This window comes from Fusibacter sp. (assembly GCF_057447755.1).
Window position 1 is genome coordinate 1 of the sequence record NZ_JBVBZF010000175.1, and the last position, 7,327, is coordinate 7,327.

A 7,327-nucleotide genomic window follows, 5' to 3' on the forward strand; every position below is an offset into this window, starting at 1 on the left:
GCAACGTCAAGTACAGATAAAGCTAAGTTTTCTGGAATGTCTGAAGGAATCTTCGCATAAATACCACTTTCAAATAAGATTGCCTTACCCTTAATGTCTACTTGGTCAATGTTGATTCTGATTTCTACAATTTCATCTATTACAAGTGGTGTTAATGAAAGCGATACAAGTGTTGCAATTTTATCGCCTACTTTTAAATCTGTTTTGCCTTCAAGAGCTGGTCCGATTTCTGCTACAGTACCGATGAGCATGCCGCCTGATCCAGTTACTGGGTTTTTGTGCTTTCCAAATTCTTTAACGATGCCAAGCATGATTTCTTTAATTTTTTCTTCGTCGCCACCTGCTTGCTCTTTAATTTGTGTAAATGATGCCGAGTCAATGTTTAGCGTTTGAACGTCTATCAAAATCTCATTATCGTAGATTTCCATATCGTTTGAAATAACTTTTGCAGGTTGTGGTAAAATACCCTTTGGTTCAATTACTCTGTGTGTTCCAAATTTAGATCCTTTTTTCATTTTAATGAGCCTCCCATAAACACGATTTAATTATCGCACTATATAAACGCAAGTCTTATGCCAAGATGTTAAAGAATTATCACATTTTTATTAGTCCCCTACTAAGCATCACTCAAAGCCTTGTAAATTCAAGATTTAAGATTTAAAATTTTTTCAGTCCCCCTACTAAGCCTATCACATTTAAGAGGCTTATAGGGCCATAAATCCATAAAAATCCCTTTTTCAGCAAAGAAAAACGCCCAAAATTGGGCGTTTTATTGTTTTTTAACCTTGATTGTCCTCTAAATCATATTTTTTCAGTTTATACTGAAGCGTTTGTCTCGGCAAACCTAATTGTTTGGCTGCCTTGGTCACATTGCCATCACACTTTGAAAGCGCGAGTTCTATGACTCTTTTTTCCGTCTCCTCTATGATGGTGTTCAAGTCTTTCACTTCATCCAAATCATAGTTTAAGAAAGTTGTCGTGTTAGATTGTTCTTTGTCAATTCGGCCTTTTTCTTCCAAATCATAGAACCTTCTCAGATTTGGCGGGAGGTCAACAATTCCAATTTCAGAAGTCTCCACGAAGTTGATAGCCCCTTCAATCACGTGCTCGAGCTCTCTTACATTGCCCTCCCAATTGTAGTTGAGAAAGAGGTTTTCAACTTCCTTAGATATCCCTTGGATGTTGCGATAGAGTTTATTATTATACTTGCTGATAAAGAACTTTGTGAGCAACAAAATATCTTCTCTTCGGTCAGATAATTTAGGAATCCACAAGGTCACCGTGTTTAATCTATAGTATAAATCCCTTCTAATGAGACCCTGTTCAAGGGCAATATTAGGGTTTATATTACATGCTGCAATAATTCTTACATCCACATAGCGTTCCTTTGAATCCCCAATACGCCTCAGTTTACCATCTTGCAGAACACGCAAAAGCTTAGCTTGTAGTTCAATTGGCATAGAGTTTATTTCATCTAGAAAAAGTGTACCACCATCCGCCAATTCAAAAAGACCCTGTCGATCAACAGCACCAGTGAAGCCACCTTTAGTGGTGCCAAACAAAATACCCTCCAGCAATGTGGCCGGAAGTGCTGCGCAGTTCTGCGCGATAAAGGGCTTGCTTCTGCGTTTACTGCTGTTGTGAATGGCTTGAGTCAGAAGCTCCTTACCAGTACCTGTTTCACCATAAATGAGAACGGGTATTTCTGTTCTCGCGGCCTTCATTGCAATTGTCTTAACACGATTGAATTCAGCATTATCCGTGATAATATCCTCAAAATTATAGTAGTGCTTGGAAGATTTTGAGGCTCTTAAGCCACCAACATTTTCTTGGACCTGACTCTGTAGATCTAAATATCGTTCTGACAACTCTTTGTACTCAGTAATATTCTTTGAAATTTCAATAGCCCCTCTTATTTCACCATCTTCAAGTATGGGCAAGGTTGAGTTGACTGTTGTAATCAGTTTACCTCGATAGGTCCTATAGGTTTGATCCTTATTAAGGATAGGCTCTTTCGATTCAATAACGTGCAATAGTGTTGATTCTTCTTGGAGGAGTGATGGATAAACTTCAGTTATATGTTTCCCTATTGATTCTGAGATGTTGATGTCATCCTGCATTGCGGCCAATCTATTGCAATAAATTAAAATGCCCTCTTTATTGACAATCTGAATGCCATCACTGATGTAGTTTAATAAGAATTTAACCTGAGCTTCAGTTAAAAAAGTACTCATGCTTCCCCCTAAAGTGAATTCAAAAAATAACGCCGAAATTTGGGCGGTGATGCCGAATTTTAAGCGTTACACAATGACACCTTTTCCATACTCTTTCGCGAGAATGAGTTTTTCATAGGCGATGTTTAATATTTTATCTTCTGATCGAATATCTGAGATGGATAATACTGCAAATCTACAAGTTAATTGACCAATGTTTCCAAAGTTTGTTTTTTCAACGGCCATCTTTAATCGTTCTGCCAGCTTGTAGGCATCCTTTGTTGTTTGATTTGGCAAAATGAGGGCAAAGGTGTCCCCTTTTATACGAGCAAGCTGCTCTTTATTTGTGATTAAGGTTTTGGTCAATCGAATGAGTTCCACTAATACTGTGTCTCCAAAATCGTAACCATGCTCTTTATTGATTATGCCAAGATCATCAACATCGAAAAAAATAACAGCTGATTCTTTGTTAAGCGCTTGAACTCTTTCGATTTCAAGAGAGAGAACATTCTTCAACTTCTCTTCATTATTAATCAAAATCAATTCACCATTGATGAGTTTTTCGTTCTTTACAACAGCCTTTACTTCATCCTTTGTCCTCGTGATGAATTTGAGATAGCTCTGTAGGCCGATTGAAATAATGGTCATGGTAAAAACAAACTGAATTAAGTAGAGCTTAAAAAAAGTGGTCGCACCAATGCTCATAATCAATAGCGTCGGGATAATTGCGACACCAAGACTTATTAATATCAGTCTTATAAGAAGAAGTGTTTGTTTATCCAATTGCTTCTTTTTATTATCCATGGGAAAGGTTCCCTTCTTATCGATTTTCCTTAATTTCTATGATGACACGTGTTTGTTCATCATTTCCAACAATTTCAAGATCATAGTCAATTTGAATCGCCATGGGATTTTCTTGCCACTTTATGACGTTGCCCTTTGTAATCATAGTAAATACGCCATAAGGTGTCTTGTAATGATTCTCATGAACCACTTCAGGTGTGATTTTAAGGTTGCTATTAACACTTCCAAATCGCTTTATGTTAAGATCAATCCCATCATATCTCAGCATGGTCTTTGTCCCTTCCATGCCAGTTACTTCAGATTCATCATAGATTAAGTAGCGCACACCCTCTTTTATTTGAAACTGAGCTTTTGCATAAAGGGTCATTTCCTCTGTTTCACCATGACTATTGGTGATTTTACTGTTCACAAGAATTAGAGTTTCAGTCATGTCTACACTTCCGTAATCCATCTATTGACGAGTTCTCTAATGCTCTCAACGTGGCTTTCAGCTTCTGCACGTGCTGCTTTTGGATCTCTGTTTAAGATTGCTTCAAAAATTTTACTGTGTGACACTTGTATTTCTTGATAGTTTGTAAACTCATTAAAATAAATAAGTCTAAATCTTTGAAATTGGTCATGCAAGTCAAAGATAATATTGATCAGTCTTTGATTTTTACTTGCATTAAATATAAATGAATGAAACTCGTTGTCACATTCTATCATGCGTTTCTTGTCCATGCTGACAAGACACTCATTGAAATCTTCAACGATTCTTCCAAGCTGTTCTTTCTCTATATCGGTCATTCTTTCCGCACTCAAAGCTGCAGCAAAGCCTTCAAGCTCTTTTCGAATCTCGAGTACTTCAAGAATATCATTTTTAGTTAAATCGGCAACATAAGCCCCTTTTCTTGGGATCATAATCACAAAGCTCTCTTTTTCAAGTTTTCTGATTGCCTCTCTTACTGGTGTTCTACTCACACCAAGTTGTTCTGCAATTGTAACTTCCATGAGACGCTCACCTGGTTTTAACTCACCACTTAAAATTGCATTTCTCAAATACTCAAAAACAACTTCCCCTAAAGGTTTGTAATTTCTAATTTCTAACTTATCAAAATTCACGCTCATATTCCCCTCCATAAGTATATTCTCTTTCATAGACTTTCATCATTGTGTGTCATGACCAAATAGGTTTGTGGATAGTGTTTCTTTAAGCTCTTTACAGCATGCTTTGCACGTTCGTAATTCTTGTAGATTGCAAAAATTGTCGGTCCACTGCCACTCATGAGCAAGCCATCCGGCCCATAACGTCTAACAAATTGTTTAAGCATTTGAACCCTAGGATATCGTTCAAAAGTGACTTTCTCCAGTACATTACACAAAAGATGATTTACAAGATACCGATTATCTTTAGCCAATGCCGAGACCATAGCAGAGGTGTTTGGGTGTTCTTCTATGGTTTCCCAGTTCAGGTTTTGATAAATTTCTTTAGTTGAGACACCAAAATTGGGTTTAACAAGCACGATAAAGGCATGTTTTAGGCCCTCTATCGGCTCTAGGATTTCTCCAAGACCTGTTGCAATTGCACAATTTCCCTGAATACAGAAGGGTACATCTGCTCCCAATTTAAAACCAATCTCTTTCATCGCATCCATTGAAAGTGACAGCTGACAAAGTTGATTGATTGCTTTAATGACTGCTGCAGCATTTGTACTGCCACCAGCAAGACCTGCCGCCACAGGGATATTCTTTTCAATATGAATATCAAATCCTGATTTAAGGTTAAAGGTCTTTTGCATTAAATCTGCAGCACGATATGCAATGTTCATATGATCTGTAGGCAAAAATTCGTCAGAGCAGGTCAGATGAATCATCTGGTGATCCTCGCTTTTACTTACAGTTACAAGATCATAGAGATCGACTTGTTGCATGATCATCTCCACATCATGATAACCATTTTCCCTTTTACCGATTACATCCAATGTCAAGTTGATTTTAGCGTATGCCTTTAAAGTAATCATGTGTCTCCTTGTTTTTAGTAATATTTTGAATACAAAATACATAATAAATACAATTTAATTATAGATGATTTTATTCTATTTGGCTACAGTTTTAATGTTATAATTTTAGTATAGCACCTAAATACAGGAGGTATTCATGAAAAATAAACCTTTTATGTCTTCTATGCACTACATATACAGTAAGACCTATTCTCTTATTTTTATCCTATTAATCGCTTTGATGATTCTTGTATTTTCTCTATTTACTTCCAAAATAAATTTTGCAGATTCCACCACTTCAGATTCTTTCATAACCGCGGGGTCTAATGAAGTCAATCCCAATACGACACTCTTTGGCACCTTAGAAGTTCTGGGGTTTAAAGGGGGAAGATTTGTAAATCCTTTTGCATCTCTTCCCATTTTGGAAACCCTTGAAATAAAGGAGCAACCAAAAGTAACCTTACTCGTTACTGGTGATATTATGTTTCATTCACCCCAAATGAGCGCAGCATATGATGCCACCTTGGATACATATGATTTTTACCCCCCATTCTCAAAGATCATGCCCTATGTTCAAGCAGCGGATTACGCCCTTGCCAATTTTGAAACCACCACCTCAGGAAAAGCATATGATTTCTCAGGTTATCCTGCATTCAACGCACCGGATGAGGTTTTAGATGGTATTTTTAAAGCTGGTTTTGACTTTTTATCCACAGCTAATAATCATGCATTTGATCGTAAACTACAAGGGGTTTACAGGACCTTGGAGCAAATGGATTTGAGGGGATTTGATCACAACGGCACTTTCAATGATACCAGCGATTCTCAGCGGTTTATCATCAAGAAAGTAAAGGGTTTCAAACTTGGTATCCTGTCCATCACGTATGGCTTAAATGGTTTTGAAAATGCCTACGATGCAGAGACACTTTATCGCAACGTCAACTTGATCACACCTGAATATGACCCCGACTTCGTCAAAAACCAGCTTGAGCTAATGGATGCCTCCGGTGTAGATGCCTCCATTGTATTTGTACACTGGGGAAATGAATATCAACTTGAACCAAGTCAATCACAACAGATCTTGGCTCAAAACCTCGTCCTATGGGGGGCTGATATCGTTTTAGGCTCACACCCACATGTTATTCAAAAAAGCGAAATTTTAAGATTAGATGGTGAAGATAAATACATTATATACTCTATGGGTAATTTTATTTCAAATCAAAGTCGAAGTACTTTGGCCTCTATTAAGAATTCTAAATACACAGAGGATGGTGTCATGGTCTACATCACACTCGAAAGGACTCCTGAGGGTATAGCCCATTTAAAGGAAGTAAGACATATTCCCACTTGGGTTTACAAGTACAAAGAAAATGGAAAATCTCAGTATTTGGTCTTGCCAACCATTGAATATATAAACGACAAGATACAAGACTCTAAGACCAGTCTTTCACTTAACAAGGATGTCTTGAACTTGATATCTGCTTCTTATCAACAAACCAAAGAAAAATTAATAGATTATTCTATGAAATAAGACTTGACCCTGACGCTCCGTAAAGGTGTAAGCTATTTTCAGGAGGACAAACACATGGAATATACCGTTCAAAAATTAGCTAAATTAGCAGGGGTCACTACACGAACACTCCGTTATTATGATGAAATTGAACTCTTAAAGCCGGCTAGAGTCAACTCATCAGGGTATCGTATCTATGGTGGTCGTGAAGTGGATCGACTACAGCAAATTCTTTTTTATAGGGCTTTGGATGTCTCTTTAGATGAGATTAAGGCTATTTTAGACTCTGAGAATTTCAACGCCCTTGACGCACTTGTGTCCCATCGTGATCGACTCCTAGAAAAAAAAATTCAACTTGAACAATTGATTGAGAATGTCAATCAAAGCATTGCATTCTCAGAAGGGAGTAGACAAATGTCAGATTCAGAAAAATTTAAAGGCTTCAAAGAAGCTTTGATAGAGGACAACGACAAGAAATACGGTGATGAAATCCGTAAAAAATATGGTGATAAGGTGGTCGCAGACTCAAATCACAAAGTACTAAACATGAGCGAAGAGGATTATGCAAAGGTGACTGCCTTAAATGAAGCATTCACAAAAGCACTTGATGAAGCCTTTGAACTGGGTGATGCGTCAAGTGAAATCGCTCAAGAAGCGGCCGATCTCCATCGCCAATGGCTCTGTTACTTTTGGCCTCAGGGCACTTATACAAAGGAAGCACATTACGGCCTAGCTCAAATGTATGTGGAAGACGAACGCTTTAAGGCCCACTATGACCAAAACGGTGAAGGTCGAGCTGAATTTTTAAGAGAAATTATAAA

8 protein-coding genes are annotated in these 7,327 nt (G+C 37.6%); 2 read left to right on the forward strand and 6 right to left on the reverse strand.

What is annotated here, in order from left to right; translation table 11 throughout:
* The 6 genes from kdd to ispE form a co-directional block, all read right to left on the reverse strand.
* The coding region (gene kdd, locus AC220I_RS15435; protein WP_486724754.1) for an L-erythro-3,5-diaminohexanoate dehydrogenase at positions 1-515 on the reverse strand (515 nt) is incomplete at its 3' end.
* Positions 516-779: 264 nt separating this feature from the next.
* A complete protein-coding gene (locus AC220I_RS15440; protein ID WP_486724755.1) occupies positions 780-2,234 on the reverse strand; it encodes a sigma-54 interaction domain-containing protein in 1,455 nt (484 codons plus the stop codon).
* 66 nt (positions 2,235-2,300) lie between these two features.
* Complete coding sequence (locus AC220I_RS15445) at positions 2,301-3,017, reverse strand: GGDEF domain-containing protein (RefSeq protein WP_486724756.1); 717 nt, start codon at positions 3,015-3,017, stop codon at positions 2,301-2,303.
* A 16-nt stretch (positions 3,018-3,033) separates the two neighbouring features.
* A complete protein-coding gene (locus tag AC220I_RS15450) occupies positions 3,034-3,468 on the reverse strand; it encodes a YwiB family protein (RefSeq protein ID WP_486724757.1) in 435 nt (144 codons plus the stop codon).
* Positions 3,450-4,124, reverse strand: coding sequence for a GntR family transcriptional regulator (locus AC220I_RS15455; protein WP_486724758.1), 675 nt, complete (start codon positions 4,122-4,124; stop codon positions 3,450-3,452). The genes AC220I_RS15450 and AC220I_RS15455 overlap by 19 nt, the downstream gene beginning before the upstream one ends.
* Positions 4,125-4,150: 26 nt before the next feature.
* Positions 4,151-5,017, reverse strand: coding sequence for a 4-(cytidine 5'-diphospho)-2-C-methyl-D-erythritol kinase (gene ispE, locus AC220I_RS15460; RefSeq protein ID WP_486724759.1), 867 nt, complete (start codon positions 5,015-5,017; stop codon positions 4,151-4,153).
* 136 nt (positions 5,018-5,153) lie between these two features.
* On the opposite strand from ispE, the gene AC220I_RS15465 reads away from it, so the two are divergent.
* Positions 5,154-6,527 carry a CapA family protein gene (locus AC220I_RS15465; protein WP_486724760.1) on the forward strand — a complete coding sequence of 458 codons (1,374 nt, stop codon included), beginning with the start codon at positions 5,154-5,156 and terminating at the stop codon, positions 6,525-6,527.
* Positions 6,528-6,581: 54 nt separating this feature from the next.
* Positions 6,582-7,327: MerR family transcriptional regulator (locus tag AC220I_RS15470; protein ID WP_486724761.1), on the forward strand; the 746-nt coding region annotated here is incomplete at its 3' end.

Coding starts and splice junctions, on each gene's coding strand:
- AC220I_RS15440 (WP_486724755.1), bottom strand. CDS start 2,234: ATGAGTACTTTTTTAACTGAAGCTCAGGTTAAATTCTTATTAAACTAC.
- AC220I_RS15445 (WP_486724756.1), bottom strand. CDS start 3,017: ATGGATAATAAAAAGAAGCAATTGGATAAACAAACACTTCTTCTTATA.
- AC220I_RS15450 (WP_486724757.1), bottom strand. CDS start 3,468: ATGGATTACGGAAGTGTAGACATGACTGAAACTCTAATTCTTGTGAAC.
- AC220I_RS15455 (WP_486724758.1), bottom strand. CDS start 4,124: ATGAGCGTGAATTTTGATAAGTTAGAAATTAGAAATTACAAACCTTTA.
- ispE (WP_486724759.1), bottom strand. CDS start 5,017: ATGATTACTTTAAAGGCATACGCTAAAATCAACTTGACATTGGATGTA.
- AC220I_RS15465 (WP_486724760.1), top strand. CDS start 5,154: ATGAAAAATAAACCTTTTATGTCTTCTATGCACTACATATACAGTAAG.